Source organism: Actinomycetota bacterium, assembly GCA_030684515.1.
In the GTDB taxonomy this organism is placed as follows: Bacteria; Actinomycetota; Actinomycetes; order S36-B12; family S36-B12; genus UBA11398.
Genome location: JAUXVJ010000009.1, coordinates 225,290 through 251,993, shown reverse-complemented (window position 1 = coordinate 251,993; position 26,704 = coordinate 225,290). Strand labels below are relative to the sequence as shown.

The window sequence follows — 26,704 nt, the reverse complement described above, 5'->3', positions numbered from 1 at the left end:
GAACTACTCAGCAGCCTCAATAGGAACCATGTGCATGCCCTTTGGTGTTGTGCGCCGATCCATGAGCAAGCCCACGGCAGTCAGGACCAGTGAGACCACGACCACCGTCGACACAATCTGCTCTACAGAGTCGTGGAACCACAAGGAGACACTCAGCACGAGCACGACCAGCGCGGCCCACACCAGCAGCACCGCACGCCTGTCCTGCGCAGCAAGACGGGCATAGAGCAGCACCTGGACAAGCGCGAAAGCCGAACCTTCAAGCGCAAAGCGCCAAGCGCTCTCGCCAAGACCTAGGTCGATGTACTGCGCCCCGCCGAGCACCCGGATAACAAAGGGGCCAAAGAACAGGCTGAACAGAGTGATGACGGCGCCAAGAATCGCCGTCAATCCGGTAGCGATGAAAACCGCACGCCGGTTGTCGCCCGAGGTCATCTTCGGGAACAGCACGATGATGATGGCATTGGGCAAGAAGAAGGCGATCTTGGCAAGCAGAACACCGACGGAGTATTCGCCTGATTCGGACTCAGTCAGAAAGACGCGGGCGAGCAGGACATCGACGTTGGTCAGCGTGAAGAGCACGACGAGTGCGTGGGCAACATGGCCAAACTCCGGCAGCGATCCAGTGGAGATTGACGAGCCCCAGGTCCCAGGGCAAATGATGCGGTAACTCACCAGCGCACCGAATGCGCAACCAATCATGATGCCCAGCGCAGCGGCTTCAATGCTGCCGAAGATGACCAAGAAGGCGATACCGAAGATGGCCCGGCTCGCGCCATTGGCAATGAAGCCCGAACTGAACCGCAGGTGCTCCTCACGGCCTTGGGCGATACCCAAGGACGCAGTGCCAAGCACGACGAAGGCGAGTGAGCCCAAACCGATGACCATTGCGGAATATGGAATCGCCAGCAGCCCACTGACGGGCCAAGCGGCAAGAATCCCGATGATCAAGATCGCAGCAGCGATGTACACCGCCAAGCGAACCGACTGCCCCTCGACCTCAGCTCGATCCGTCGTGGCAACCGCCACTCGGCGAGCGGTGACAGTCTGCAGAGCGATCGACAGGGTTGAAACGATGATCAGGACACCCATGAGGGCCCCAAAGGCCCCGAATTGGGCCGGATCCAGAACACGCGCCGCGGTCATCGACAGCGCGTACGCGGCGCCGTTGCCGACCAAGGTCGCAATACCTACGAAGACCAGGCCTTTGGCGAGGGCTGTGCGCGGCTGATCCACCGGGCAAGAGTACGGGTCCAAGCTGGGCGCGGAACGCTGGACGGCTGGCAAGCCCCGATCCAGTTGTCCGCCCAATTCGGCATGTCCGTGGTGTCTGATTTGCGCAAGTGACAGGTGTGACTGACGTTGCGAATAGGCCTTTGGTCCTGTGATCCATCCCACACGACGCCAAGGGACCGTCCGAAATGCGGGCACGGGGGAGGTGCTTCTCATTCTTGTCGCCATAGCGTCTCGAATTCGTGGAACGGTCAGGGCCGCCAAAAAAGCTTGGCTGCCCGTCCGATCTCGACCTCACCACCGAAGGAACCCGGCCTCCCGCCGCCAGACCAAAGGGGTACGACACGTGTCAGTCCGAACAGCTCGATCGAATCGAGTCATGACAGGCGCCGTTACTGGCGCCTTGCTTGTGGCCACGATGGGATTCGGCGACAGCAGCGCTTCGGCTGCCCCTACTGAGCTCTCCCCCGTGACAGGTGCCGGGACGCCAAGCAATGGCATTGGTGCGCTCAAGACGAGCATGCGCTCTGGGGTTGTCGCGGCAAAGACCTCCCCCACCCTGCTGGCACGGGCTCGAATGATGATGACGCGCTCTCGCATCGTGAAGATTGCTCGCGCCCAGATCGGTGACAAGTACTCTGCCGGTCAGGTAGGACCCAACTCCTTCGACTGTTCCGGTCTGACCAGTTACGTCTACCGCATGGCAGCCGGCAAGAACATCACGCGCACATCATTTACTCAGTACCGAACCGCAACCAAGATCTCTGGGAAAAGTGTGATGCCAGGGGATCTGGTCTTCTTCTTCAAGCGTGGCGTCCACCATGTTGGCGTGTATATCGGCGCCGGAAAGATGGTGCATTCACCCCGTGCTGGCGAGCGCGTCAAGGTCTCCGGCATCTACGACGACTGGTATGCAAAGCACCTCTCAGGATTTGGTCGCGTCCTTCCTGCCGTGTAGTCACAGTTCGCTTGCCCGGTCTGCTCCCAAGTAGCCATCAGCTCGCATATGAGACTCTTGGTGCCGCGACACAACGCGATTCTTCAACGGCCCGGAAGGAGCGAGCATGGCGTCCGTACGCCCTCTGCGATTGATCTCTGATCTCGCCGTTGCTGAACTCGTTGCCAGCAAAGGCGATCGCCGCATCAGTGTGTGCATTCCGGCCCGCAATGAGGCCGCAACTATCGCTCCAATCTTGTTGCGCATCAAGCGCGAACTCATGGATGCCCAGCCGCTGGTCGACGAGCTCATCGTGATGGACCACGAGTCCTCCGATCAGACCGCCGAGGTTGCCACCGAATGCGGTGCAACAGTCATCAAAGCGAGTTCAGTGCTCCCTGAGTTTGGTTCGGCGCTCGGCAAGGGCGACGTGCTGTGGCGCTCAGTTGAAGCGTCCACCGGCGACTTCATCGTCTGGCTTGACGCAGATCTTGGCTCGTTCACTCCGGAGTACGTCACTGGCCTGCTTGAGCCGCTCTTGCTGCACGAAGAGCTTGCTCTCGTTCGCTCCACCTATCGGCGCACCTTTCACGGTGAAGGTGACGAGGGTGGGCGGGTGACAGAGCTGACAGCGCGTCCCTTGCTCAAACTCCTCTACCCAGAGCTCGCTCACATCCGCCAACCACTGGGTGGGGAATACGCGATTCGGCGCGATGTTGCGTTGGCAACGCAGTTCGAAGTGGACTACGGCGTTGAAATGGGCTTGCTCATCGACATCTCGCGCGCGTACGGAGTCGAGAGCATCGCTCAGGTCGATCTCGGCGCGCGTACGCATCGCAATCGACCCTTGTCTGAACTGCACGAGCAAGCGATCCAAGTGATGCGCGCCGCGCTGTCCCGTACGCCTGCTTTGGCCGTTGCTGCCGGCGCCTTCACGAGACCGACTTTGAACGATGTAGCCGATGGACTAGCTCAGTCCATCACTGCGTCAATGACATAACCGGCGAACGCAAGGGCACTCGTCCAACCGGGCGACACTGCATTCAGAATGTGCGTCGACGCTTCACCCCGCTCAACAACAAAATCCATTTCGAGCTTCTTCGTTGGCAGATGGAAGAGTTGTGCTCTGACCCCCACTCGACCCTTCTCGGTGAAGTCCTCGACACGGACGGAGGGCACAAGTGCCGACGCCTGCCGCACGAGATGCTTGCGGGAGTACTTTGGAAGCTCCGAGCGGATGAGCCCAGGCACGTCGTGATCTTTGCTGGTGAAGAACCGGGGATACGTTCGCGCGATCTCCAGGCTCTCCGATGCTTTGAGCCCGTGCACACCTCCGTAATCCTCACGCCATAGGGCCGGGATCGCCGTGGGACCGATCTTGGCTCGCCCGTCGACGGTCACCGTCAGGTGGACGCCGAGGAAGGGATTGCGGGCATCTGGTACCGGATAGACATGGCGCTGCAGACGGCCTGGCTCCCAGGAGCCGTACCAATACAGGCCCTTGAACGGCAGCATGCGGTAGTCCGTCCCAACGTCAAACCAATGAGCCACCACATCGGCATACAAGCCAGCCGCATTGACGATGTGGCCGGCACCGATCTCGCCAAGATCTGCGGTTCGGACCCAGCCCGGACCGGCGCCCAGCACTGTGGAACCCATGAGAAGTTGACCACCCTGTGCCTTCACCCGAGCAGCGAGCGCCTCAACGACTGCAACCGGATTGGCGACGGCCGTAGTGGGAGACCACAAGGCCTTCAGGTGCGTACGGGCAAGAGGCTCCAGTTCGCGCAGCTGCTCCTCGTCGACGAGCTCCACATCGACACCATTGGCAACAGCCCGCCTGTGCAATTCCTGCAGGGCGGGAAGCTCAGCCTCAGATTGGGCGACTACGACCTTGCCGGTCTCGCGAATGGGGACGCCAGCCTCACGGCAGAACTCCCGCAAGAGTGCGTTGCCCTGGCGAGTCAGCCGAGCTTTCAGCGAATCAGGTGCGTAGTAGAAGCCTGCATGCAGCACGCCGCTATTGCGCCCCGAGGCATGTGCCGCAAGTGCTGGCTCTTTCTCCAGCACGATGACCGAGCTCTTGGGATTGCGCAGCAGCCATGCATCGGCTACTGCCAGACCCACGATGCCGCCACCAATGACAACCAGATCGGCGCCCACACGCATGCGTGGAGCCTATTCGGCGTCAGCAAGCGGCCAAGTCGTCACGACTGCCAGTCCACCAAGAGTGGAGGTGCGCGCCTTTGCATCTCCACCACAAGCGCGAGCGGTCTCTCGTACCAATGCCAAGCCCAAACCACTGCCTCCCGATGCAGCAGACGCGCCACGCACAAATCGATTGAACACCACATCCTCTTCATTGGGTCCCAAGCCAGCGCCATCGTCCTCGACTATGAGCAACGCCTGTGATGCTTCGACAATGAGCGACACGCGAACCCGAGTTTTGGCGTGCGCGAACGCATTTCCCAGTAACTCGTCGATGACGCGCGCAAGTGGAGCAGCGGACACCTGAACTTGGACTCCGGCATCCAAGAAGGACTCCAAGGTGAGCGATCGTTCATCAGCAATGACTGAGGCCTCGGCCAGACGATCGCCAACAACGGCAGTGGCATCCGCCTTCCCACGCAAACTGGCCCCCGTATCGCTACGGGCAAGTGCAAGGACCTGATCAATTCGGTGCGTGAGGCGGTCAACTTCTGCTGTGGCGCGCTCGGCCTGCACACGAATGTCGTCCTGAGTACTGAGATCCTCTATGGCTTCCAATCGCAGACGCAGACCGGTCAGGGGCGTCTTGAGGTGGTGTGAAGCATCGGCCGCCACTGCCTGCGTTCGCTCGAGAATTCCAGTGAGGCGGGCGGCTGTCTGATTCAAAGCCCGCGCCACCGCACGGACCTCATGCGGGCCATCACCTTCAGATGCTCGAAGAGTCAAGTCATCAGGAAGGCGCTCGGCGACGTCTGCCAGCTGAGAGAGCGGCGCGGCAATTGAGCGGGAGATGACCCACGCAAGAAACGCGGCAATCAGCATTACCACCAAGACAAAGAAGCCCAACCAGAACTGCGACTTCCGTAGTTGATTCGTCACCTCCGATTCAGGCAGCGACAGGCGCACGGCAGCGACGATGTTCTCCCCTTTGACAACCGGAGCCGCTACGTAGCGAAGATCGGTACCCAGCGTGTTTGAAGGTCGGACACTGGAAGTGAGAATTCCCGAAAGAGCCTGGAGAATCTCTGGGCGGTCGAATGATCTGTCGACTGCCGTTGCATCGCTGTCCGCAACAAGTGATTGATTTGCATCAACTACAACGACACGTGCGCCAGTTCGCGCAGCGACGCTGTTCACTGTTGTAGGCCACAGCGAGACTGGTCGAAGTGCAAGCGTGGTTGACGCGGCGAGCGTGTCCACCTCAAGCTTGGAGATGAAAGCCGACCGCATATCGGCCGACAGGACGATCCCCATAGGTACCGCCAAGGCGATCGCAACTCCAGCGGCAAGCACTGTCATAACGAGAACGAGGCGCTTTGTCACGAGGACTGATCAGCCAGCCGATAGCCCACTCCGCGAACAGTTTCTACAAGCGAGGGGTCGCCCAGCTTCTTTCGCAGCGAGGCAATGTGGACGTCGAGGGTCTTTCCGGTACCCACCCACACCGGATCCCAGACTCGGGAGAAGAGCTCCTGCCTGGGCACAGCCCGCCCTGGCTCTTCGGCGAGTACTGCGAGCAGGTCAAACTCCTTGGCTGTCAATTCAACGTTGCCTCCGTCAACAGCTACCGACCGCCTTGCGCGATTGACAACGACTCGACCCGATTCAGAGGTTGCCTCTATGCGTCGACGCCTGCCCACTGCGCGAATGCGCGCCGCCAGTTCACGCACACTGAACGGCTTGACCACATAGTCGTCAGCTCCGAGTTCCAAACCGACGATGCGATCAGTCTCATCCCCCCGAGCGGTCGCAATGATCACGGGCACGTCACTGTGTCGTCGAAGCTCGCGCAGCACCTGCAGCCCATCACCGTCGGGAAGTCCAAGATCAAGGAGCACTACATCGACTCCAAGGCCTGACGTCACGGCCGGCAGCACTTGCACTGCATATGCGACATGCTCGATTTCGAAGCCATTTCTGCGCAGGCCCTCGATGAGCGGTTCCGCCACTGATTGATCGTCTTCAACAACGAGAACTCGCATTGGCCCATGGTGACATGGATCCTGAGCACAATCCTTCCGGGCTCTCAATGTCCTTACCCACACTTAACCCTGGCTTGGAAAAGGCTTGGCACAGCGCGAAGTACGTTCAATGCCAGGACACAGATAGAGGAGAAATCATGACTCGTGGAACGATGATTGCCATTACAGCCGCTGCCGCAGGCATCTTTGTCGCAGGTACCGCTGCCGCTGTGGCTGTCGTTGGCGCGTCGCAGACCTCCGCCGCCTCCGAGACTATTTCTCTGGTTTCAACGACATCTACGGAAGCCCTGGATGCGATGAGCTTCTCCCCCCAGACCTTGCCCGCAATCGACCCGGCATACCCGAGCTCTTCGCCTTCTTCGACCCTGCGCACCACGTCATCTACCCCAATTCTGACCAGAGACGCCGCTAAGGCAAAGGTCCTCCGTGAGGTCCAAGGCTCCTTCGTGTCGATTCTGGATCTTCGCCATAAGGGCTTCAATGCCTTCGCAGTGAAAGTGCACGCAACGGACGGCAGCACAGTGGTGGGCTATGTCGACAAAGCCTCGGGCGTGATTTTCGATTGGGGGTACGTGTCGGCCATTACTACTGAGCGCGCGCCCGCACCGACATCGACTGCTCCAAGTGCGAGGCCATCCGCGACAAGCAGTCCACGCCCTCACGAATCAGAAGATGATGACGATCATCGCAACGATGAATCTCGCGCGCCCTCCCCTAAAGCACCAAACACGTCGCGAGAACATGACGATGACGACGACTAAGCATCAAGCGCGCAGAGTTTCCCAACTGATCATTGGTCAGTCGTAGAGTTTGACCAACATGACTACCTCAAGACCGTCCAGCATGCTGACGTGGCACCAAGCCCGCTCTGTGGCAATGACCTCAGGGCGGGCTTTGCCTTCTATCTCGGCGCTCATTTCAGAAGCAGGCGGCGCAATCTTGGCTCGCGATCTCCTGCGATTGCAGGACGATCCACCATCTGACTGCGCAACAAATGAGGGTTTTGCCATTTGCGGGCCTGGGCCGTGGTTTGAAGCAACATCAGACCGCTTGCAGCCCGGAGCCTTTCAAGAACTTCTCAAGGGAGACCCCCTTCCACAGCACACAGACGCCGTGCTGGCAGCGCACAGGTCCGAACTGCGAACGGCCAACGATGGGACGCGCGTCCTTATTGCCACAGATGAACTCACAGGTGTAATTGACGAGGATGTTCGCCCGGCACTTGGTTCAGGTATCACGCGACAAGCAGCGCATGCTCGCATCGGCTCCGTTCTCGTTCCCGCCGGGAGAATGGTTGGACCAGGCATTCTGGCTTTGGCTGCAGCGCTTGGGCATGACACTTTGCCCGTTGTTCAGCCTCCGAGGGTTGGAACGTTCGTTCTGGGACACAGTCTGCTTGCGCATGGACTCCCCCGAGCTGGACGGAGGCGGGATGCACTCGGAGACTCGGTGGCATATTTCGCCGGACTCCACGGTGCGCGTTCTCACCCTCCGGTGCGGGCACCGGACTCAACGCATCAACTTATGGAAAGCATCGACGACGCGCAGGTCGATGTGCTCATCATCATCGGTGAATACTCGGATACACACATCAATTCGCTTCGCCAAGTCATCAGTGACCTCGGAGCGCGTTGGCTTCTCGACGGGGTCGCTATGAGTCCTGGCGAACACACGCTTCTGGCAAAATTACCTGACGGCCGATTCATCGTTGGGCTGTCCGGCTACGCAGAAGCAGCCATTGCTGGGCTTGTCACAATTGTCGAGCCACTACTTCGGAGCTTGGCAGGTTCAGTTCCACGCAATCCCATCCAAGCAGTGCTCGTCGACGATATCCCCGCAGATCCTCACGTTGGTCTCACGCGCCTGATTCCTGTGCTCTTGGAAACTTCAGGGCAGCACGTGATCGCGCGAGGGCTGCCCAAGGAAATGCGGAATCTTCACGCGATTGCAAACGCAGACGGTGCGGCTGTCCTGTCACCCGACATCCATGGCAGTGGTCAGTCAGTCCCAGTCCTGGCGATCTAACTTCTGGGCTGTTCGAACTCTGGACGGACAATCACCGAACCTGCGGCCCGAGTAGGTCCGGGCGCAGGGATGAATCCCCTGGCGAGCAGGCCCATCACGAGCAGGCCTGAGCCCGCGATGAGGAGGCCAATAGACCAGTCGGCCAGCGCGTCGGTCCCGGCCATTACATAGTGCGCGGTCGCAAATGGCCATGCCGCGTAAGCCAACCAATGGCTGCGCTGAAACCATTTCGCTCCGCTGTCTGCAAGTCGCGGACGCAGGCGTCCAATCACCGACACCGGGATGATCAGCCAAAAGGCAATGACTCCCAATGAAACCGCCAAGGGTTCAAAAGGCGCGATTCCCGGAACGATGAGCTGAAGAAAGGAGAACGTAAGGAATGTGTCGACAAGCAAGAGCAACATGTGAATCGCCAGAAATGCAAGGGCACTTGCGCCGAGCCAGCGATGAAGGTCCAGCAGGCGCATGGGGGAAGCCGCTCGGCCAAGGAGTCGTGTGCGCAGCAATATTCCCCACAACACCACGGCAGTCAGCAGACCCCAAGCGGTGACTCCACTCGCTCGAATGGCAATCCAGGTCCAAGCAATGTCAGACACGTTCAGCTCCAAGAAGAGAACTGGACACAGTTGTGCTCGTCATTAAGGCATACCCCAGTTCGTGTCGGTCCAGCCACAAGCGGGCTTGGTCGGCTTTCATCAGCAACGCGGCTGTAGCGCTGATCTCTGCGAGCCAACCTGCCGCACACCACACTGTGGCCTGCACAAGTTCTGGATCGGCAATTTGGCCAGTTCGAGGATCGAGCACGTGATGTCGAGTCCCACCAGCCCAACGGCGATAGAGAGTCGACGAAGTCGCGATTGCGGCAATTTCGCCAGCTGGAAATCGCACGAGCATCGGATCGCGGTCGCTGTTCTCGGGGTCACGCTCATCTTCGATCGCAATAACCCAAGCCTCTTCTGAGCCCGGCCGACCGCCGGCAACGATGTCGCCTCCCAAGTCAACAAGGACGCCCGTCGCGCCAGCGGCAAGCAGCTCACTGACCACGATGTCGGCTGCCAGTCCCTTGCCAATAGCACCCGGATCTAGTCCCACAGCGCTAGGCAAGCTGACAGTCGAGGCCTCGAGATCCATCTCGACGTCTTGCATCCCACTCGAACGATGGGGAGCGCTCCAACTCCGCACGTCCTCCAGCGCGCTTCGTGCAATGACGGTTGCGAAGTCAGCGTCGTACCCCGCTGCCCGAATCTCCGCCAGAAGAGTTGGGTCAAACAATCCATCCGAAATCTCCCAAGCACGACGCATGTGCCAAAGCAGCGCAAGGAGATCGGCACTGACTTGGACTGCACCTTGCCCCGCTCGCGCATTCAGCCGATTGAGCTCGCTGTTCTCGCGAAAACGAGACCAGGACTGCTCGAGTAACTCGACTCGGTGAACTCCGAGTCCTACCAACTCCTCGGCGTTCTGTTGGGCAAACACGGTGATACTGCAGGCAGCACCCATCGCCCGAAATCCATGAGCGCTGGACGTCATCCTTTGCTCGCTCGAGTCTTGCCAGCATTAGGGGCGGGAGCAGCAGGGGCCGGGGCCTGAACCATGGGAGCCTGAACCGCCGGAGGCGCAGCCGGAGCCGGGGCCTGAACCACGGGAGCCTGAACCGCCGGAGGCGCAGCCGGAGCCGGCGCATTCACAACTGAGCCCTTGGCGATGGAGGGCGCTTTGGGGGCAGTCGGTATTGCCTGAGGTGCACGCGACTTCTTGGGGCCAGCAGGAATTGTGGACACAACGCCGCTGCGTCCGTTGAGGGCATTCGCGGCCGCCACCAGTTGAAGTCGATACGCGTCCAAACGCTGGCGCTCGGCGGCGAGCGCTGCTGCGTAGATGTCCAATTGCGCCTGAGTCACACCTGTTGAATTACTCGAATCGACAGGAACACTCTGGCCAGTCGATTCCGTCGCCGAAGCCTCTTGGACGTTGCGAACCGCAATCACACCAACCAGTCCTATGCAGGTTGCCGATGCCAATCCGAGTGCCGTGATCTTCTGCCCAACCGTGGTCACCTGAAACTGACTGCTCTGCTTGCTCATCGCGGACTCCCTTGATCTGTAGTCACAAAACTAAGCCTGGACTGAACAAGACAGGCTTCAGCAATGGTTAAGCAGGGATAAGAGAATGAGTCTGGCAAGGGGCTCAACGTTGGTGCTTCGTGAGTTTGAGCGCGCTCACCGGACAGGCCCCTGCAGCCTTGCGAGCTGCAGATATGAGGTGTTCGGGAATCGCCACGGTCAGCGTTCCCGTGACAAACAGGGGGTAGCCCCACTCGTCCAGGGTGGCGAGCTCAGGCAGCAGTTCGACGCAGAATCCATGGGCATCGCAGGTCGTGGGATTCAGATTCAGTTGCGTGTACTCGCTCATTTGAAATCCCTTCCTGGAAATGGCACAGGAGTGCTGCGACCCGCGGGAATCGGCAAGGACGTGGCCACCGATGTAGCGCTGCAGTGCCCACGCAGGTGATGCGCCACCTCCTCCTGAAAGACATGCAGCCCTGTTGAGACAAAGCGCGCAACACCATCGGGGTGCTTGCACCCACCGCGTTGCGTCACCAACGGCAAGCGTCCGTTCAGTCGTTGGAGATCGCCGACAGCAGCTGACTGTCCGCCCAGCGCATCGAGGTCACTGGCAATGGCGGGCAGCCCGAAACGACATGGCCCGCATTGACCCGCACTCTCGCCTGCCATCCATGAGGCAACGCGCTCAAGTTCGCGGATAGGGCAGTTGCGCGAATCAAGCGCCCACAGGATGCCAGCTCCGATGACACCCCCCGCCAAGGAGACCGACTCCGGCGACCAATCTGCGCTTTCAAGCGCATGGGTTGCCACCCAGGAACCACCGTAACCACCAGTCAGGAATCCGGAGACTTCGCCTGAAAAGCCATTGCAGCGCTTGATGATTTCGGCAACCGGCAACCCAGTGGCGACTTCAATCACTCCCGGTGTCGTGACAGCGCCTCCAACACTCACCAGCGCAGTTCCAGGTGCCGATGGTGTGCCTATCTCAGCAAACCAATCTCCACCAAAGCGCGCGATGAGTCCTATATGGGCGAGGGTTTCAACATTGTGAACGGCGGTCGGGCGGCCACTGACTCCACGCATGAATGGCCGATCGCCCGACACGGGCGTGGCGATGCCATCCCCAGCCCAGTGCGCCAGTGCGCTTTCCTCACTGGCCACATAGCGCGAAGGCGGCTGAATCAGTTCGATTGCGATGCGATCGCTTCGCTCAGCTAGCGCGCGTTCTACAAGCGACACGACTGCGGAGTTGCGGTGAACGGCAATGAAGGCCTGATCTGCGCCAATCATCAGCGCCAACGCCTGAATTCCGTCGAGCACCAGATGAGGAGAGGTCTGCAGCAGGACTGCGTCCTTGCGACTGGCTGGCTCCCCCTCCATCGCGTTGGCCACGACAACAGGGCGGCGCCCGTTGGACCAAGCCCGTCGGGCAGCTGCGCTCTCCACCACCGCATGGGCCTTGCGGGCAGTAGGAAACCAGCCACCGCCTCGCCCGCGCAATCCGGACTTTTCAAGTTCATGGATCAAGGGACCTGGGTGGCCTGCCTTCGGCGGGGCGACGGGAGGCAGCGCGCCAAAGTGCTGGATGAAGGCCGGGTACGAGCGCAAGTCCAACAGCGCTCCTGCGGGCCCAACTGGCAGAAGGCGAGCTGGTCCTGATGGGGCCTTGGTCACCTCACGATCCTCTCCTGCCAATGTGAGGTGCACATGTGATGAACCCAAAGAGGAGGTAAAGGCCGTAGGCAGATTCCCTATCCCCCTACTAGGGATAGGCTGCCGCAGTGACATTTGCCGACATCGATTTCGCGCTTTCCCTTGGGGGACTGATTGCAGGAGTCATCGTTGGACTGACGGGCATGGGTGGCGCGGCACTCGTCACCCCGATGCTCGTCCTGGTTTTTGGCGTCAACCCAGCCACCGCCGTGTCGAGCGATGTGGTCGCGGCGGCCATCATGAAACCTGTGGGCTCATGGGTGCACATTCGCAACAAGACGGTGCACTGGGGATTGGTTGCCTGGCTCTCCGCTGGGTCGATCCCGGGCGTGCTCATCGGAAGTCTCATCTTCAACGCGGTGCTACAGACCTCAGATGCCAGCGACACCATAAAAATCTGGCTGGGTGCCGTGCTGCTTGTTGCCGTCGCCGCCATGGTCGCCAAGACCTTTATTGCTGCGCGGGCCTTCCGTAAGTACGGCGCACAGGAACAACAAGGCACCAAGATGCCAGTGAAGCCAATCCCGACGCTCATTCTTGGCGCAGCTGTCGGCTTGATTGTCGGTATGACCAGCGTTGGCTCCGGCTCTCTGGTGATCACGGTCCTGCTGTTGCTCTACCCCTTGCTTCGTCCCAGCGTGCTCGTTGGCACTGACCTCACTCAGGCCGTGCCGATGCTCGTCGCTGGGGCAATCGCGCACGCAGGTCTTGGAGAAATCGATATCGCAGTCGTGGTCTCACTGCTCATCGGACAGATCCCAGGCGTCTTGGTCGGCTCTCGCTTGTCGACACGTTACGACGGACATCTCCTGCGCTACCTCTTGATGGTGATCTTGGCAGTTACCGCCCTGAAGCTGCTTGGCGTCGCAAGCAGCTTGTTTGCTGGCGTCGTTGCCATCATCGCAACAGTGGTCATTGGTGGTCTGATGATTCGTGAAGGCGCGCAGAAGCGGGCGACGTCACACGAGGAACAGCCAACAGAAGTGAGATAGTCAGGGCATGCTCGCGATTACTCAACCGAGTGGTCCGGGTGGACCAGAGAGTCTTGAACTGACTCAAGTTCCCGATCCTGAGCTGGGTCCAGGTGAGGTTCGCCTTGCCGTTGCTGCTGCCGGTGTGAACCGAGCAGATCTGCTTCAGCGTCAGGGCATGTACGACCCTCCGCCTGGCACCAGCGCGATCATCGGCCTGGAGTGCTCAGGTGTCATCAGTGAGCTTGGCCCCGGTGTCACTCGATTCACCGTGGGCGACGAAGTGGTGGCTCTATTAGCCGGTGGCGGATACGCAGAACAAGTGATCGTTCCCGTTGGCCAAGTACTCCCGCTGCCGCCAGGTGTCACCCTGATGGAGGGCGCCGGACTTCCAGAAGTCGCCTGCACTGTGTGGAGCAATGTGTTCATGACTGCCGGACTGCAGCAAGGCCAATGGCTGCTGATTCACGGTGGTGGATCTGGCATCGGAACGATGGCCATCCAATTGGCCAAGGCCTTCGGTGCCCGCATCGCCGTCACGGCAGGGAGTCAGGACAAGCTCGAAGCCTGTGCCGATCTCGGTGCTGATCTCATGATCAACTACAAGGAGCAGGATTTTCTGGAAGCGATTCGCGCCGAGATCGGCGGAGTCGACGTCATCCTTGACCTCATGGGCGCGAAGTATCTCGCCTCAAATGTCAGAGCACTCAACCGCAACGGACGCCTGGCAATCATTGGACTGCAGGGCGGTGTGAAGGCTGAACTGAATCTCAGTGAAGTCCTCCGCAAGAATGCGACGATTCACGCCACAAGCCTGCGCGGACGCCCATTGAACGAGAAGACAGGCATCTGCGAGCAGGTCGGGGCGGTCGTGTGGCCATGGATCCATGCTGGGCTGGTGAAGCCCGTCATTGGCGCTCAACTGCACATAAGCCAAGCAGCCCAGGCCCATCGCATGCTCGAAGCCGGCGAAGTCACCGGCAAGATCGTGCTGGCCATTGATGGGGCAGCCGCAGAATGAGACGCGTTCGCCTTCCCTCCTTGCTTCTGCTTTGCCTGCTCCCGCTCACCGTGTCGTCAGCGACATGGGCTGAAACGGCCGAGCCGTCAACAAGCGGGAGCCCGACTCCGACGCTTTCGTTGAGTCCACCTGCCCCAAGTGGTCCGGTGAAGGGAACCAGCGTTGCCTGCCCGGCTTTGGTCAGTGAGCTCACCGCAGTGCAGGCAACCAACGCCTACGCCCTTGCTGGCAGGAAATTGGCAGCCGCAGCCAAGTCATCCCAGCGATATCCCTTCGGCGCACTCACAGATCAGACTCGCTATGCCCGCACCGGACCCACGGCATGGACCAGTGGCTTCTTCCCTGGCGAACTGTGGACCATGTACGAGTGGACAGGCGACACGCAATGGTTGCGTCGCGCACGCAGTTTCACAGCTCCGCTGATTCGGGTCGCCAACGATCGCGGCACACACGATCTTGGATTCATGATCGGCGTGCCGATGCAGCTGGCGGCCAGTTTGGATCCAAGCCCTGCCCGCCAACGCGCGTACCTCAATGCCGAGATCACTGCGGCAAAGTCGCTCGCTCGTCGTTGGAGTGGACGTGTGCAGGCAGTCAAGTCAGCTGACTACAACGGCAGATGGGGAGTGATCATCGACTCGGCGATGAACGCGCCGCTGATGATCAAGGTCGGACAACTGCTCGGACCTGAAGGCGATGCACTGGTGTATTTCGGTGAGCAGCACATGCTGACTCTTGCCAAGCACTTCATCCGCGACAACGGCTCGACATTTCATCGCATGTCCTTCAATCCCAACACGGGTGCGCTGATCGGCCCGATCGCCGGACAGGGCCTCGCCAGCACATCAAGCACCTGGGCTCGCGGTCAGGCATGGGCGATCAGTGGCTTTGCGCGCGCCTATGAGCTCACGGGGAACCCAGAATTTCTGAAGGCGGCCGAAGCCACCGCCAACTACTGGATGAGTCGCGTGCCGCCCGGTTGCGTGCCAGCCTGGGATTTGGATGTCAGCGGCAATCGTGCGCCTCGAGATTCATCTGCTGCAGCAATCGCAGCCAGCGGCATGCTCACGCTCGCCGCGCAAGAGCCCAACGCCGAGAGTGCTCGTACCTACGCCGACTACGCCAAGCTCACGGCCGGAACCCTGGCCAGTGCCGGATGGCTGAACACCGATACCCGCAATCCCGGGATTCTGCTGCAGCAGAGCCTCAATGTGCCTGCTGATCCTCGTACGGGCAGCTACGTGTGGGGTGACTTCTACCTTCTGACCGCGATCAGACAGATCCTCTCTGAGCAAACACCTGTCCCAACAAGTACTCCGACTCCTACGACGAGCGCAGACTCTTCACCATCGGCTTCCCCAAGTAACTAGTCATCTGGCCTACTGCTGCGAGGCGCCAACAGAAATGGGAGCATTGCCCAATGTCGATCTCCCCTGAGCAATCTGATAACAGCGATGCTGCCGTGCTTGCGATGACCATTGTTGGTCCAAATGGCGAGCCGATCGACTCTACGGATGACAATCAAGACACAGAAGTTGAATCGCTCGTGCAGTCCCCTGCCAAGGTCATGCGTATCGGATCGATGATCAAGCAGCTGCTCGATGAGGTGAAGAGCGCGCCGCTGGATGAGTCAGCCCGCGTGCGTCTGCGTCAGATCCATCTTCAATCGATCAAGGAACTCGAGGACGCCCTGGCCCCGGAGCTGGTGGAAGAACTTGAGCGACTCAGTCAGCCGTTCAATGACCCTGCCCCCAGCGAATCTGAACTGCGCATCGCCCAAGCCCAGTTGGTGGGCTGGCTGGAAGGGCTCTTCCATGGGATTCAGGCCGCTCTCTACGCCCAGCAGATGACAGCCAAGGCCCAGTTCGAGGAGATGCGACGACAGGCCATGGCCCAGGGCCAGTTGCCACCCGGTCCTGGTGGCAGTTCCAGCGCAGGTCAATATCTGTAATTGCGCAGCTCCGACTAGGGTCTTGCCGTGATTGATCCGACCATCCTGCGCACTGATCCAGATCGCATTCGCGAGTCACAGCGCCGGCGTGGCGAGGACGTCGAGCTCGTTGATCAGCTCATCGCCGCTGACGAAGCCAAGCGAGCCGCCCAACAGCGTTTCGATGAATTGCGCAATCAGCAGAAGACACTTGGCAAGCAGATGGGTCCCCTCCAAGGGGCGCTGAAGAAGGCGTCTGATGCCGGTCGCGCAGGCCTCCAAGCAGAGATCGATCAACTCATGGTGCAGGCATCTGCCTTGGCCGACGAGGTCAAGGCGGCCGATCTTGAATCCGACGCGGCAGGCGCGCGAGCGGACTCCCTGTGGTTGCAGATCAGCAACCTGGTCAACTTGGACTCACCAGTTGGTGGTGAAGCAGACTTCAAGGTGCTCGAACTCGTCGGCCAGCCGCGCGACTTTGCCAGCGAGGGCTTTGCACCCAAGGACCACCTCGATCTGGGTGAGAGCCTTGATGCGATCGACACTGTTCGTGGTGCCAAGGTTTCCGGTTCGCGCTTCTTCTACCTCAAAGGTCAAGGTGCTCTGCTGGAGTTCGCACTGCTGAACCTTGCGATGCAACAAGCCGTGAGTCACGGCTTCATCCCCATGATCACGCCAGCAATCGTTCTGCCCGAGGCGATGGAGGGCACCGGCTTTCTCGGTCAAGCTGCAGAGAACGTCTATCGACTAGAACAAGACGACCTCTACCTAGTGGGCACAAGTGAAGTACCGCTTGCGGCCTATCACTCCGACGAGATTCTTGATCAAGCACAGTTGCCTTTGCGCTACGCCGGTTGGAGCAGTTGCTTCCGTCGTGAGGCTGGCTCCTATGGCAAGGACACTCGCGGCATCATCCGTGTGCATCAGTTCGACAAGGTCGAGATGTTCGTGTTCACCACACCAGAGGACGCCGAGGCCGAGCATGCTCGCCTGCTGGCGTGGGAACGGGAGTTCATTGATGCCTTGGAGCTTCCATACCGGGTCATTGACGTTGCCACCGGAGACCTTGGTTCCAGCGCTACCCGGAAATTCGACATCGAGGCTTGGATCCCAACGCAGGGTACATATCGCGAAGTCACCAGCACCTCAAACACCACTGAATTTCAAGCACGCCGGCTGAAGATCCGGATGCGCGATGGCAAGATTCAACGCCCCGTGGCAACGCTGAATGGGACCTTATGCGCAATGCCGCGCATCATTGTGGCGCTGCTCGAGAATCATCAACAGGCCGACGGCTCTGTGCGAATCCCCAAAGCCTTGCAAGCTTTCCTTGGTGGACAGACTTCGTTCACTCCACGCGCGTAATATCGCAGGACCATGTCACTTTCGCAATCACCACCGCTCGTGCACTTCGACCCGACCGCTCTGGAATCGATCGAATTTCCTCAGCTCATTGGCATCGACGTGGATGGCACCCTGGTCCCCGCTGACGGGGTCGTGCGCAATCGCGTGATCCAAGCGATCGCCGATTGCGAATCAGCTGGGGTTCGCGTCGTGCTGGCAACCGGCCGTTCTCTTTCTACGACTACTCCGATCGCCCGGGCTGCCCGCATGGACGGGTGGATGGTGTGCTCAAACGGTTCGATCCTTGCCACGGCAACTCCCGAGGCCATCATCGAAGCACGCACTTTCGATCCGGCGCCATTTCTTGATCGCATGATCCCGCTGCTTCCAGGTGCGATCTTCACCGTTGAAGATGCCTGGGGAGTCATGAATACCAATGTCGCCTTTCGTGGCGGTCCCTTGGGCATGGCTGTGCGCGAGATGCCACTTGAGGACATCCGCGAGATCGCGGCAGTGCGTCTGGTCATTCGCAGCGAGGAGCACATGGAAGAGGGCTTGGGCCATCTTGTGGCCGAGCTCGATCTGCACGAGGTGCAGTTCGGCATCGCGAAAGTCGCATGGCTGGATGTCGGTCCCCTTGAGGTCAGCAAGGCATCGATGCTGGAGTCCTTGTGCCGCCGTCTTGACCTTGATCCAGCTCGCACCATCACCATTGGTGATGGCGGCAATGACCTTCGCATGCTCGAATGGGCTGGTCTTGGTGTTGCGATGGGATCAGCCTCTGACGAGGTCAAGAGCTACGCCAATGCGGTGACCAATGCTGAAGCCAGCGACGGCGTTGCCGAAGTGCTGGAAGCGGTCGTAGCGGCTAAGCGCTGAGCCCGTCTTCAAAAGCAGCTTGCAAGGCCTCTCGCCAATCGCGCATCGGCTCCAAACCCACTTCAGCCCAAGCATCATGCCCGAGCACCGAGTACGCAGGGCGCGGAGCGGGGCGCACGAAGGCTGCTGAATCGGTCGGAAGTACGCGAAGCGGATCTGCGCCCGCCCCCTGAAACACAGCCTGGGCAAATGCAAACCAGCTGTCAGCTCCAGCATTTGTGCCGTGAAAGGTTCCGGCGGCAGGATGCGTGTCGATGAGCGCAATCAACTGATGCGCGAGATCGCGCGCATAGGTCGGCTGGCCAATCTGATCCGTCACGACGGCAACGGTGTCGCGTTCTTTCTCAAGTTTGAGCATGGTCCGCGCAAAATTGTTGCCATTGAGCCCATACAGCCATGCTGTGCGCACGATCCAGTGTGAGTCCGGCAGCACAGCCTTGACCGCGTGCTCCCCCGCCAGTTTGGTTCGCCCATAGGCCGTGAGCGGGTAGGTAGGCGCCCACTCTGCGTAGGGCTCTGAAGCGTCACCAGCAAACACATAGTCGGTGGAGACCTGCAGCATCCAAGCGCCTGATGTCGCGCACGCTTGAGCCAGCAGTTCAGGGCCCACTCCGTTCGCCAGTAGTGCAGCCTCTTCATTTGTTTCGGCATCGTCGACCGCTGTCCATGCAGCGCAATTGATGACCACTGTTGGTTCGAACAATCCGAATGCAGTCGCAATGGAGCCAGCCTGCGTAATGTCGATACCCGGGCGATCGACCCCCATCACGATGGTGCCGCGCTCACCAAGGATGCGGACGAGCTCCGAACCCAGCTGGCCCTTTGAGCCAGTGACAAGTACGCGCATTACTTGATCGCTGCTTTTGACTTCAGCGGGCGCCACCAGGCTTCGTTCGCGCGATACCACGCAACTGTCTCGGCAAGCCCATCTTCGAACTTGTGCTGCGGCGTGTAGCCAAGAGCACGAATGCGCGAATCATCAACTGAGTAGCGTCGATCGTGCCCCTTGCGATCTTCAACCTGCTGCACACTTGACCAGTCGGCACCCAGGGCTGCAAGGACTTGTTCGGTCAGTTCGCGATTGCTCAGTTCGAGTCCACCGCCTATGTTGTAACTCTGACCAGGCTCACCTTTGTCGATGGTGATCGCAATGCCACGGCAGTGGTCATCCACGTGCAGCCAATCGCGCACATTCAAGCCATCGCCGTACAGGGGCACCTTGCCGCCATCTATCAAATTCGTGACAAAGAGCGGAATGACTTTCTCAGGAAACTGAAATGGCCCGTAATTGTTCGAGCAGCGGGTCGAAGAAATGTTCAAGCCATAGGTCACGTGGTAGGCCCGGACCAGCATTTCGGCGGCAGCTTTTGCAGCTGAATAAGGGGAGTTGGGCAGCAAGGGCTCGCGTTCAGTCCACGAGCCGCTGTCAATTGATCCGTACACCTCGTCCGTGCCGATGTGCACTGTGCGAGCGATCTCGTGACGAAGGCAGGCATCAAACAAGGTCTGGGCGCCCACAACATTGGTGACAAGGAATGCCTGTGGGCCGTGAATGGAACGATCAACGTGCGTCTCGGCCGCGAAGTTCACCACGATGTCGTGACCGGGGAGAACGGAATCCAACAAGTCGCCATCGCAGATGTCACCTTGCACGAATGAGTACCGAGGATCGTCCGCCACGGAGGCAAGGTTCTCCAGATTACCGGCATAGGTGAGTTTGTCGTAGACCGTTACCCCTGTGACATCGGGGCCATAACTGCCCTTGAGCAGCTCGCGGACAAAATGCGAGCCGATGAATCCGGCAGCACCAGTGACGAAATAGCGCATGTCAGATCCCTTTCAACTTGCGCAGCCAATCCTGCGCTTCGGCGAAGTCTGCATCAGTTACCCCAACGCGCAAGACCGGCTCACGTCCGTCATGCCGTGGGTATGAGCCGAGGTAGCGGACGTCCAGACACACGCGATGCAGGCCCATCATTGCTTCGGCAACGCGGGCATCAGAGACATGTCCTTCGACGTCAACGCTGAAGTAGTAGTCACCAAGAGCCTTCCGCGTGGGTCGCGATTCAATTCGGGTCATGTTGACCCCGCGCACTGCAAACTCCGTAAGGATTGCGAGCAGTGCGCCAGGCTGATCCTGATGGATGTAGAGGGCCAGCGTGGTCTTGTCGGCTCCCGTCGGCTCTGGGACGACGCCAGGTCGCTGCACAAGAACGAATCGAGTGTGGGCATCCTCGGTATCGCCAATATTGCTCGCGAGAATGTCGAGTCCGTAGATCTCCGCTGTGATCGCAGGTGCGATGGCCGCGTCGTACATACGTGGAAGATCGTTGAGCCCCGCTGCCGCACCTGCGGTGGAGAGCGCGGGCAGTACCACTATCCCTGGCAGATTGGCATCCAGCCAACCGCGGACCTGCGCGTGCGCATGCGGGTGGGTGGCGATCCGCGTGATGTCTGCCAGACCCATGCCTGCAGGCGCTACCAAAGTCATCGTTACCGGCAGCACCACTTCATCGATGATGACCAGCCCAGTGCTCGAGGACGACAATTCGTCCAGGGTGAGCGGTACCGAGCCTTCAACGGAGTTCTCCATCGGCACCAATGCCATGTCAACTGCGCCGGAGCGAGCCAGATCCAAGGCTGCATGCACTGATGCAGCCGGCACAAGTTCAGCATCGGCTGCTGCATCAAGTCGGCGAAGAGCGGCCTCGGCGAAGGTTCCTCGCGGTCCCAGAAATGCGATGCGCGTCATGAACCACTCCTCTTTGCCAACTTCAGTGCCTCATTCTCTTCAGGTGAGAGCTCAATGTCGGCAATGCCGCCACTCAGTCCCTTGAGGTAGGTACGAGTTTCGGAGCGGCCATGAATCGAGGTCAACACCAGCCCGTCACCTGAGTCATCGAGCATTGCGGCCGAGAATGAGAATCGACCGCCAAGATCGCCAAAAGCGTCGTACCGCACGACAGACACGTGGCGCAGCGCCTGTGCAAGCTCGCGGCGGGTCTGCGCCAGACTCAGATCCAGATCGCCGACCTCGTCCCGCAGCACGTGAAATTCCTCGATGGTGCGCGCGACAACGTCGACAAAATTCTCACGGCCTTCCGCAGCTTCCAACAGCGCATATGACCGATGCAGGTGCGAGAGGCGCACCATGGCAAAGACGCCGACAGCGACCCCGCTCATGCCGATTAACAGGGAAACAATCACGAGAACGCTGAGCGCACTCGTGTCGATGATCACCGCAAGAGCCTACGGCCTGAACAAGCCTCGTAGACCGGCAGTATCGCAGCGCTTCGCCCTAGACTCGCATTCGTGCTCACCGTGCTGGCCAACGAGCCACTGCCGTTCTCTGACCTGGCCTCACGCACCGGAATCTTCATCCTCGGGCTGTTCGTCGTGGTCATCACAATGGTCAGCCTGTTGCGCACGGTCATCGTGCCTCGACCCTTGCGCTCATCTCTCAGCGGCTTCGTGATGTGGGTGGTCTGGTGGACCACTCGGGGTATTTCAGCGTTGCGACGTACCTATCGGGGCCGTGATCAAGTGCTGGCGTGGACAGGGCCGGTCATGATTCTGATGATGCTGCTGACCTGGCTGATCGGATTCCTCTTCGGTTACGCGATGCTCATATACGGCGTCAGCGGCATGGATTTCTCCCAAGCCATACGCCAATCCGGCTCCAGTCTGCTCACCCTTGGTTTTGCCGGCGGAACAACAGAAGACCAGACGATCATCGACTTCGTCGCGGCAACAACTGGCCCGGTCATCATTGCGATGCTGATCGGCTATCTCCCCACAATCTTTCAGACCTACCTTGAGCGCGAAGTACTCGTCACCACCATCAGCACCATTGGGGGCGAGCCAACGTGGGGTCCGGAGTTCCTGGCCCGGACAGCTCTGGCCGGTACGGCCGACGAGTCCTCCCGACATTTCTCCGAATGGGCGGAGTGGGCAGCGCGCCTGCGACTCACCCATATGACCTACCCAACCCTGATGTACGTGCGTGGCTCGCGAGCCAATCGGCACTACGTCGTGGCACTGCTTGCGATGCTCGATGCAGCTGCATTGAAGGTCTCACTGACGAAGTCCGATGCTCGGCACGATGCCTATCGCCTGCTATTGCAAGGCTCTCAGGCATTCGAGACTCTTTACCTCGTGCTCGGCGCACCGAAAAAGGGCCGCCACCGCATCCCGATCGTCGGCAACTACATCGCTCCCAAGAATCCGATGCCGCGCATACACTCACATCTACCGGCATGGAACGACAACTTGCGTGCGGTGCACGCGGCTTCTGCTGCGGACAGCAGTTTTGCCATCTCTCGTGTGCATGCTTTGCAGCTTGGGCTGGATCGGCAACGCAGTTCAACGTTGACTCGCGATCAGTTCGACAAGGCCGTGGCGATGATGCGCGAGGCGGGCATGCAGATTGATCGCGACATGGATGAGGCCTGGGCGATGTTTCGCGATATTCGCAAGGAGTACGAGTTCCCGGCGTACGGCATGGCGCGCAAACTCGATGTCGCGCCCGCCCCATGGAGCGGGCCACGGTGGCGCAGAACCGAGATCATCTATCCGGCCTCAGCAGTTGAGATGCGCTCGCGACTGTCTGACTGACTAATCCCGCAGTGTGACCTGCTTGGTGATCAACAAGGCGCGTGCCCGGCGCTCAGTGTCCGTCAGCGGCGCATTGGAGTCCAGGGCAGAGTTCAGCCGCGCCAGGAATGCTGCCGCTGGCGCCTCAGTTGCCGCAGCGCCAAACCCCAGCGGCAGATCCCAGACCGGAATGATGATCCCCTGAGCTCGAAACATGCCCACCAGCGTTGTTCCCTCGCCAAGTGAGCTCTCACCAGCGGCCTGGAGCCGAGCAAGGGCATTGAGCAGGGGCTCTTCTGCGACGAGCATGCCCCAGCGCAAGTGCTCCTTCTCGCCCATCTGCGTCCAGTATGCAGATTCGACAGAGGTCAGGCGTTGCGTGGGATTGGCATGCGCACTTGCCGCCTCCAATGACGCCTTGACCTCATCAGTGATTTCCTCGGCGTCGACCCAGTAGTCGAAATTCGAGTGGACGTCGATTTCAAGCGCTTGGTCTGTCTCCACGAGTTGCTGCAAGCGAAGCGGGCTGGCGGCATCACGTGATGGACCCACCGTCGAGCTGGGCTCGGCATCCAGCGCAGTGTGCAGGGCCAGGGCCAAGTCACGGCTGGCATTGCCGGTGCTCGTATTGACCTGCAAGCCCAGCAGGATCTCGCCATCGGCTCGCACCAGGCCCGGATGTGCCATCGGCAGCACCGTTGCAAGAGTGACCTTGCGGTCCGAATCGCGAAGTGTCAGCGCAACGGTGGCCGAGGGCACGAGTTCGCGCAGCACCACGATGTCGGCCTCTGAGGCGAATCCTTCAAATGGTCGAGTCGAATCAACCGAGGCAACAGTACGACCATGGCAGGCCTTGTAGCGCCTGCCGGAACCACACGGGCAGGGCTCACGCATTCCGACTACCGGAATTGCTCCGTCTTCATCGAGTGTCGCTGAGGTAGGGACCGGAGCCTTCTTCTTTGCCATGGTGCGAACCTTAGGGATGCTGGCCCATCTGCTCACGCACCATCCCAGGTCGATCGCTGATGATCGCGTCGACTCCGAGTTCCAGACACTGCACTACTTGCTCGGGGTCGTTGACTGTCCAGACGTGCACTTGTCCATGCGATGCATGCACCGCAGACACGAATTCAGGCCGTTTCAGGAGGGCATCCACCGAGATGCCAGCAATGCGAGCGGACCCGGCCAAGGCACCAGCCCGGCGCCAGGGAGGAATGCTGCGCATCAAATGGACCGTGGGAACGCTCGGCTCCAGTGCGGCCACTCTCTGGATCGCCGAGGCGCTGAAGGACATCACCCGCACTCGCGCGTCTTTCTCCGCTGATCGAATCAGGCCGAAGTAGCGGAGCTCTTCGACCAACTCTAGTTCAACGTATCTGCCAAACCTTGTCGGATGCTTGGTCTCAATCGAGAAGCTCATGGTCGAAGACGAATCCAGCATCGCGGCAAGCAGAACGCGAAGTGTGAGCACAGTTCGGCGCTCATCAAGAGCCGGCGTGACCGATGCCAAATCCAGTCCGGGCTCGCTGAAGTCGTACTTCAATAGATCATGCAGGCGCATCGCAGAAACTGTTCCGTCACCATTGCTCGTGCGATCGATTCGGCGGTCGTGCATACAGACCAATGTGCCGTCGGTGGTGAGGCGAACATCGCATTCAATGCCATCGGCCTTCTCATCGACGGCACGCAAATAGGCGGCAAGGCTGTGCTCAGGTTCGAATTCATGCGAGCCACGATGGGCGATGACAAGGGGCCGATTCCGCGATTGCGAATCCGAGCCCACCATCTCAGCCTTTCATGAGTCAGGCGGGATCGCTGAACAGGACACCGGGGTTGAGCAGTCCCTGAGGATCCCACGCATCCTTGATCGCCCTCATCACGTGGATCTCCGGCGCCGATCTCGACAGGTGCAGGTACTGCGTCTTCAGACGCCCAATGCCGTGCTCCGCGGAGATTGATCCTCCGTAGGCAGCCACTCGTTCGAGGATGGAATCCTGCAGACTCAGATCTGCATTGCCGGGCCCGATGAATTCAACGTGAACATTGCCATCGGCAAGGTGGCCAAAGAAACCAAAACAGGTCACCTTCGGCTCGGCCGCCATGAGATCACCGAGTTCGGCCAGCACTGTCTGCATGAGACCCAGTGGCACCGAGATGTCGAGTTTGTGCACCAAACCCAAGCTCGCGTAGGCCTCGGCCTGCCGCTCTCGATAGGCCCACAGTCGTGCCTGGTCGGCGGGGTTCATAGCAATGGCCGCATCATGATCAGCGGTGAGCGGGAGCCCCGATGCGTCACCGCCATCTGCCACCTCAATCACGGCCACAACTGGCCACTGCCGGGCCAAGGGCGAAGCCAGTCCCAGTGCGCTAGCTGCGAGGTCCATCCCCGTCGAATCAATCGACTCCGCAGCGATGAGCTCGCTGGACTGTCGAGCCTTCGACATCAATGCCAGGGCAGAGTCGTACGAACTGCACCCCACCATTGCCAACGAGGTACGCCGATGCGGTCGGTGCAGACGCAGTCGCACAGCCGTGATGACCGCCAAGGTGCCTTCTGATCCACACAGCAGCGCGCCCAGATCAAAGCCGGTATTGTCCTTCAGAAGTCCGGTCAGGTGGGTGATCACCGTGCCATCGGCGAGCACCGCCTGGATACCCAGAATCTGTGATCGAGTCATCCCATAGGCCACAACCTGGGTACCACCTGCATTCGTAGCTATCGTCCCACCGATAGTTGCAGAGTCGCGGGCCGCCAAGTCCACGCCATACATCCATCCGGCTGCCCGAGCCGCTTGCTGCACCGAACTCAACAGGGCACCGGACTGGGCCGTCAGCTGCCCCGTGAGCTGATCGACTGGATCGACCTGACGCAAGCGCAGGGTCGACAAGATGACCGGTGGCTTGGCTTGGGACTCCCCTGGGACAGCCCCACCCACCAGACTGGTATTGCCGCCCTGCACGAGCACCGGCTGTTGGAATTCGTGCAACAGCGACAGCAAAGAGGAGACCTCACTGACGGAAGCCGGGCGCACCACGGCCAAGCATTCGCCCGAATAGAGCCTGGTCCAGTCGGTGCAGTACGAAGCGCGCTGATCAGACTCAACGAGCAGGTGCTCAGCGCCCACGATCGCGCGCATCCCCGTGAGCAGCCCAGCAGCGACAGGACGTGAAGTTTGGTTCACAGGGTTATCCTTGCCGACATGGGAATCAAAGCAATCTTCAGCACGGCCGTCGCACTGTCGGCTGTGCTGGGAACCGCCCTGATCCTGCCCCCTGCTTTCGCTGCTGACACCACGAGCTCTGCCTCACCTGCCACTGGCGCCTTCACCTTCACCACGGGTCCAGGCATCCTGACCACGTGGGCGTACAACAACATCAAGGTCTCAGGGGCCGCACCCGCTACCTACGTCACCAAGATCAATGGGACTCAGGCAATAGCAGACTTCCCAGTCGTTGCGCGTGAGAAAACGGCCATCTTCACTGGTGGCTCGATTCGGATCACGAACACCAAGACCGGTGACTTCATCAACTGCCTGAACCCAGCCGTCGACACGCTTGTACGTGTGGTGGATTGCGTCATGCCCGACAAGACAAACAAGCGGCTCTTTACAATCTCCAACATTGCAAGCGTGCGATCCCTGCCCACGATCTACAGCGTCAATTCAAGTTTCACTGGGATGGATCTGAAGATCGCAAGCCAAGAGGTAGCCGACTACATGAACCTCAAACTTCACACGAACACCTTCAGTCCGTCTGTGGTGTTCGCTACCGGTGAGCTCACTGTCAGTTACGCCCGCTAAGC

General features: G+C 59.9%; 28 protein-coding genes. 12 read left to right on the top strand and 16 right to left on the bottom strand.

What is annotated here, in order from left to right; genetic code table 11:
* Positions 1-3: 3 nt before the first annotated feature.
* Entirely contained in the window at positions 4-1,236 is a 1,233-nt protein-coding gene (locus Q8M73_02945) for a hypothetical protein (protein ID MDP2287509.1), read from the bottom strand.
* A 376-nt stretch (positions 1,237-1,612) separates the two neighbouring features.
* On the opposite strand from Q8M73_02945, the gene Q8M73_02940 reads away from it, so the two are divergent.
* Together Q8M73_02940 and Q8M73_02935 are read left to right on the top strand one after the other, a co-directional pair.
* Positions 1,613-2,191 (top strand): NlpC/P60 family protein, encoded by a 579-nt coding sequence (locus Q8M73_02940; protein MDP2287508.1) that lies wholly within the window; start codon positions 1,613-1,615, stop codon positions 2,189-2,191.
* A 106-nt stretch (positions 2,192-2,297) separates the two neighbouring features.
* Positions 2,298-3,170: a glucosyl-3-phosphoglycerate synthase gene (locus tag Q8M73_02935; protein MDP2287507.1), complete on the top strand. Its 873-nt coding sequence runs from the start codon at positions 2,298-2,300 to the stop codon at positions 3,168-3,170.
* On the opposite strand, the gene lhgO is transcribed toward Q8M73_02935, so the two are convergent.
* Genes lhgO through Q8M73_02920 form a run of 3 tightly spaced genes read right to left on the bottom strand, consistent with a single transcriptional unit; the run spans position 3,143 to position 6,360 of the window.
* Entirely contained in the window at positions 3,143-4,339 is a 1,197-nt protein-coding gene (gene lhgO / locus Q8M73_02930) for an L-2-hydroxyglutarate oxidase (GenBank protein MDP2287506.1), read from the bottom strand. The two genes, Q8M73_02935 and lhgO, sit on opposite strands and share 28 nt — an antisense overlap.
* A 9-nt stretch (positions 4,340-4,348) precedes the next feature.
* Positions 4,349-5,701, bottom strand: a complete 1,353-nt coding sequence (locus Q8M73_02925) for an ATP-binding protein (GenBank protein ID MDP2287505.1) — start codon at positions 5,699-5,701, stop codon at positions 4,349-4,351.
* A complete protein-coding gene (locus Q8M73_02920; GenBank protein MDP2287504.1) occupies positions 5,698-6,360 on the bottom strand; it encodes a response regulator transcription factor in 663 nt (220 codons plus the stop codon). The genes Q8M73_02925 and Q8M73_02920 overlap by 4 nt, the downstream gene beginning before the upstream one ends.
* Positions 6,361-6,497: 137 nt before the next feature.
* Here Q8M73_02920 and Q8M73_02915 point away from each other — a divergent pair, with 137 nt between their 5' ends.
* Together Q8M73_02915 and Q8M73_02910 are read left to right on the top strand one after the other, a co-directional pair.
* The gene (locus Q8M73_02915; protein ID MDP2287503.1) at positions 6,498-7,121 is read left to right on the top strand and encodes a hypothetical protein; all 624 of its coding nucleotides are present in this window, start codon (positions 6,498-6,500) and stop codon (positions 7,119-7,121) included.
* A 58-nt stretch (positions 7,122-7,179) separates the two neighbouring features.
* Positions 7,180-8,385, top strand: a complete 1,206-nt coding sequence (locus Q8M73_02910; protein MDP2287502.1) for a hypothetical protein — start codon at positions 7,180-7,182, stop codon at positions 8,383-8,385.
* Here Q8M73_02910 and Q8M73_02905 read toward each other — a convergent pair.
* The 5 genes from Q8M73_02905 to Q8M73_02885 form a co-directional block, all read right to left on the bottom strand.
* Positions 8,382-8,981: a ferric reductase-like transmembrane domain-containing protein gene (locus Q8M73_02905; protein ID MDP2287501.1), complete on the bottom strand. Its 600-nt coding sequence runs from the start codon at positions 8,979-8,981 to the stop codon at positions 8,382-8,384. The two genes, Q8M73_02910 and Q8M73_02905, sit on opposite strands and share 4 nt — an antisense overlap.
* Complete coding sequence (locus Q8M73_02900; GenBank protein ID MDP2287500.1) at positions 8,974-9,915, bottom strand: FAD:protein FMN transferase; 942 nt, start codon at positions 9,913-9,915, stop codon at positions 8,974-8,976. Before Q8M73_02900 ends, Q8M73_02905 begins: the two co-directional genes overlap by 8 nt.
* Entirely contained in the window at positions 9,912-10,469 is a 558-nt protein-coding gene (locus tag Q8M73_02895; GenBank protein MDP2287499.1) for a hypothetical protein, read from the bottom strand. The genes Q8M73_02900 and Q8M73_02895 overlap by 4 nt, the downstream gene beginning before the upstream one ends.
* Before the next feature lie 103 nt (positions 10,470-10,572).
* Positions 10,573-10,797, bottom strand: coding sequence for a ferredoxin (locus Q8M73_02890; GenBank protein ID MDP2287498.1), 225 nt, complete (start codon positions 10,795-10,797; stop codon positions 10,573-10,575).
* Positions 10,794-12,125 (bottom strand): NADH-ubiquinone oxidoreductase-F iron-sulfur binding region domain-containing protein, encoded by a 1,332-nt coding sequence (locus Q8M73_02885; GenBank protein ID MDP2287497.1) that lies wholly within the window; start codon positions 12,123-12,125, stop codon positions 10,794-10,796. Before Q8M73_02885 ends, Q8M73_02890 begins: the two co-directional genes overlap by 4 nt.
* 107 nt (positions 12,126-12,232) lie before the next feature.
* On the opposite strand from Q8M73_02885, the gene Q8M73_02880 reads away from it, so the two are divergent.
* The 6 genes from Q8M73_02880 (at position 12,233) to Q8M73_02855 (ending at position 18,309) form a co-directional block, all read left to right on the top strand.
* Positions 12,233-13,156: a sulfite exporter TauE/SafE family protein gene (locus Q8M73_02880; protein ID MDP2287496.1), complete on the top strand. Its 924-nt coding sequence runs from the start codon at positions 12,233-12,235 to the stop codon at positions 13,154-13,156.
* A gap of 7 nt (positions 13,157-13,163) precedes the next feature.
* Positions 13,164-14,156, top strand: coding sequence for an NAD(P)H-quinone oxidoreductase (locus tag Q8M73_02875; protein ID MDP2287495.1), 993 nt, complete (start codon positions 13,164-13,166; stop codon positions 14,154-14,156).
* Between the two features lie 146 nt (positions 14,157-14,302).
* Positions 14,303-15,526, top strand: coding sequence for a glycoside hydrolase family 88 protein (locus tag Q8M73_02870; GenBank protein MDP2287494.1), 1,224 nt, complete (start codon positions 14,303-14,305; stop codon positions 15,524-15,526).
* Positions 15,527-15,627: 101 nt separating this feature from the next.
* Positions 15,628-16,107, top strand: coding sequence for a bacterial proteasome activator family protein (locus tag Q8M73_02865; protein ID MDP2287493.1), 480 nt, complete (start codon positions 15,628-15,630; stop codon positions 16,105-16,107).
* Positions 16,108-16,134: 27 nt separating this feature from the next.
* Positions 16,135-17,451: a serine--tRNA ligase gene (gene serS, locus Q8M73_02860; GenBank protein ID MDP2287492.1), complete on the top strand. Its 1,317-nt coding sequence runs from the start codon at positions 16,135-16,137 to the stop codon at positions 17,449-17,451.
* Between the two features lie 12 nt (positions 17,452-17,463).
* On the top strand, positions 17,464-18,309 hold the full coding sequence (locus Q8M73_02855) for an HAD family hydrolase (protein MDP2287491.1): 846 nt from the start codon (positions 17,464-17,466) through the stop codon (positions 18,307-18,309).
* Here the strand turns inward: Q8M73_02855 and rfbD are convergent.
* Genes rfbD through Q8M73_02835 form a run of 4 tightly spaced genes read right to left on the bottom strand, consistent with a single transcriptional unit; the run spans position 18,299 to position 21,549 of the window.
* A complete protein-coding gene (gene rfbD, locus Q8M73_02850) occupies positions 18,299-19,156 on the bottom strand; it encodes a dTDP-4-dehydrorhamnose reductase (protein MDP2287490.1) in 858 nt (285 codons plus the stop codon). The genes Q8M73_02855 and rfbD overlap by 11 nt on opposite strands.
* Entirely contained in the window at positions 19,156-20,136 is a 981-nt protein-coding gene (gene rfbB / locus Q8M73_02845) for a dTDP-glucose 4,6-dehydratase (protein ID MDP2287489.1), read from the bottom strand. Before rfbB ends, rfbD begins: the two co-directional genes overlap by 1 nt.
* Before the next feature lies 1 nt (position 20,137).
* The gene (pheA, locus tag Q8M73_02840; GenBank protein ID MDP2287488.1) at positions 20,138-21,061 is read right to left on the bottom strand and encodes a prephenate dehydratase; all 924 of its coding nucleotides are present in this window, start codon (positions 21,059-21,061) and stop codon (positions 20,138-20,140) included.
* Positions 21,058-21,549, bottom strand: coding sequence for a DUF4446 family protein (locus Q8M73_02835; protein ID MDP2287487.1), 492 nt, complete (start codon positions 21,547-21,549; stop codon positions 21,058-21,060). Before Q8M73_02835 ends, pheA begins: the two co-directional genes overlap by 4 nt.
* A 72-nt stretch (positions 21,550-21,621) precedes the next feature.
* Between Q8M73_02835 and Q8M73_02830 the strand changes: the two genes are divergently transcribed.
* Positions 21,622-22,923: a hypothetical protein gene (locus Q8M73_02830; protein MDP2287486.1), complete on the top strand. Its 1,302-nt coding sequence runs from the start codon at positions 21,622-21,624 to the stop codon at positions 22,921-22,923.
* Here Q8M73_02830 and Q8M73_02825 read toward each other — a convergent pair whose 3' ends face one another.
* The 3 genes from Q8M73_02825 to Q8M73_02815 are packed head-to-tail and all read right to left on the bottom strand — an operon-like array spanning position 22,924 to position 26,084.
* On the bottom strand, positions 22,924-23,868 hold the full coding sequence (locus Q8M73_02825; GenBank protein ID MDP2287485.1) for a DUF5926 family protein: 945 nt from the start codon (positions 23,866-23,868) through the stop codon (positions 22,924-22,926).
* A gap of 10 nt (positions 23,869-23,878) precedes the next feature.
* On the bottom strand, positions 23,879-24,688 hold the full coding sequence (locus Q8M73_02820) for a glycerophosphodiester phosphodiesterase family protein (protein ID MDP2287484.1): 810 nt from the start codon (positions 24,686-24,688) through the stop codon (positions 23,879-23,881).
* Between the two features lie 16 nt (positions 24,689-24,704).
* Entirely contained in the window at positions 24,705-26,084 is a 1,380-nt protein-coding gene (locus tag Q8M73_02815) for an FAD-binding oxidoreductase (protein ID MDP2287483.1), read from the bottom strand.
* 18 nt (positions 26,085-26,102) lie between these two features.
* Between Q8M73_02815 and Q8M73_02810 the strand changes: the two genes are divergently transcribed.
* Positions 26,103-26,702, top strand: coding sequence for a hypothetical protein (locus tag Q8M73_02810; protein MDP2287482.1), 600 nt, complete (start codon positions 26,103-26,105; stop codon positions 26,700-26,702).
* Positions 26,703-26,704: the final 2 nt, after the last annotated feature.

What these genes read in the sequence shown, in the direction of transcription:
- Q8M73_02940 (MDP2287508.1), top strand. Translation starts at nt 1,613, where the DNA reads ATGACAGGCGCCGTTACTGGCGCCTTGCTTGTGGCCACGATGGGATTC.
- Q8M73_02935 (MDP2287507.1), top strand. Translation starts at nt 2,298, where the DNA reads ATGGCGTCCGTACGCCCTCTGCGATTGATCTCTGATCTCGCCGTTGCT.
- lhgO (MDP2287506.1), bottom strand. Translation starts at nt 4,339, where the DNA reads ATGCGTGTGGGCGCCGATCTGGTTGTCATTGGTGGCGGCATCGTGGGT.
- Q8M73_02920 (MDP2287504.1), bottom strand. Translation starts at nt 6,360, where the DNA reads ATGCGAGTTCTCGTTGTTGAAGACGATCAATCAGTGGCGGAACCGCTC.
- Q8M73_02915 (MDP2287503.1), top strand. Translation starts at nt 6,498, where the DNA reads ATGACTCGTGGAACGATGATTGCCATTACAGCCGCTGCCGCAGGCATC.
- Q8M73_02910 (MDP2287502.1), top strand. Translation starts at nt 7,180, where the DNA reads ATGACTACCTCAAGACCGTCCAGCATGCTGACGTGGCACCAAGCCCGC.
- Q8M73_02900 (MDP2287500.1), bottom strand. Translation starts at nt 9,915, where the DNA reads ATGACGTCCAGCGCTCATGGATTTCGGGCGATGGGTGCTGCCTGCAGT.
- Q8M73_02895 (MDP2287499.1), bottom strand. Translation starts at nt 10,469, where the DNA reads ATGAGCAAGCAGAGCAGTCAGTTTCAGGTGACCACGGTTGGGCAGAAG.
- Q8M73_02890 (MDP2287498.1), bottom strand. Translation starts at nt 10,797, where the DNA reads ATGAGCGAGTACACGCAACTGAATCTGAATCCCACGACCTGCGATGCC.
- Q8M73_02875 (MDP2287495.1), top strand. Translation starts at nt 13,164, where the DNA reads ATGCTCGCGATTACTCAACCGAGTGGTCCGGGTGGACCAGAGAGTCTT.
- Q8M73_02865 (MDP2287493.1), top strand. Translation starts at nt 15,628, where the DNA reads ATGACCATTGTTGGTCCAAATGGCGAGCCGATCGACTCTACGGATGAC.
- Q8M73_02855 (MDP2287491.1), top strand. Translation starts at nt 17,464, where the DNA reads ATGTCACTTTCGCAATCACCACCGCTCGTGCACTTCGACCCGACCGCT.
- rfbD (MDP2287490.1), bottom strand. Translation starts at nt 19,156, where the DNA reads ATGCGCGTACTTGTCACTGGCTCAAAGGGCCAGCTGGGTTCGGAGCTC.
- rfbB (MDP2287489.1), bottom strand. Translation starts at nt 20,136, where the DNA reads ATGCGCTATTTCGTCACTGGTGCTGCCGGATTCATCGGCTCGCATTTT.
- pheA (MDP2287488.1), bottom strand. Translation starts at nt 21,061, where the DNA reads ATGACGCGCATCGCATTTCTGGGACCGCGAGGAACCTTCGCCGAGGCC.
- Q8M73_02825 (MDP2287485.1), bottom strand. Translation starts at nt 23,868, where the DNA reads ATGGCAAAGAAGAAGGCTCCGGTCCCTACCTCAGCGACACTCGATGAA.
- Q8M73_02820 (MDP2287484.1), bottom strand. Translation starts at nt 24,688, where the DNA reads ATGGTGGGCTCGGATTCGCAATCGCGGAATCGGCCCCTTGTCATCGCC.
- Q8M73_02810 (MDP2287482.1), top strand. Translation starts at nt 26,103, where the DNA reads ATGGGAATCAAAGCAATCTTCAGCACGGCCGTCGCACTGTCGGCTGTG.